Origin of the sequence: Mesorhizobium sp. M4B.F.Ca.ET.017.02.2.1, from assembly GCF_003998955.1 — a bacterium.
Classification (GTDB): Bacteria; Pseudomonadota; Alphaproteobacteria; order Rhizobiales; family Rhizobiaceae; genus Mesorhizobium; species Mesorhizobium abyssinicae.
Genome location: NZ_RZOF01000702.1, coordinates 1 through 505, shown reverse-complemented (window position 1 = coordinate 505; position 505 = coordinate 1). Strand labels below are relative to the sequence as shown.

The following is a 505-nucleotide window of genomic DNA, read 5'->3' as shown; positions in this document are numbered from 1 at the left end:
GATCAAGCATGGATGGGTTTGTTGTCCGCGCCGAGGATTTCGTCAAGGCGAAGTTCGGAACGAGGCTCGAACAGGCGGCGTGCGTCCGATGCCGACCGGGCCTCGTCGGCGGATCAGGACGTGCCCACTTTCGGCTGGATTTTCAATACCTTGAAGAGCTCGCCCATCGTATCCGGTCCGGCCAAACGCTCGACCGCGTCGGAAATGGCCTGCCGCACGCTGTCATCGGCCTTGGCGCCAAGCTGGCCGGCGCGCGCGAGCAGGCCCAGGCCGAGCAGAAAGTCGCCTTGCGTCGTCATCTGGACATCGAGCCCGTGGGCTCGGACCACGGCGGCGAGGGCAGCGAAATCGACATGCGCGGTCAGATCGGCCTCGCCGGGATTGGCCAGCACATTGTCGTGATCGTGCTTGCGCAAGGCCTGCAGCGTGTCGCCGATGCCGTGCTGAAGATGGCCGTAGTCGATGAACAGGCCGGCGCCGCCATGTCTGGCTATCCGTTCGGCAA

The 505-nt window shown here is 64.8% G+C and carries 1 protein-coding gene; it reads right to left on the bottom strand.

Going from position 1 to position 505, the window contains the following annotated elements:
- Window positions 1–113: 113 nt before the first annotated feature.
- The coding region (locus EN738_RS34950; RefSeq protein WP_189606173.1) for an SAM-dependent methyltransferase at window positions 114–505 on the bottom strand (392 nt) is incomplete at its 5' end.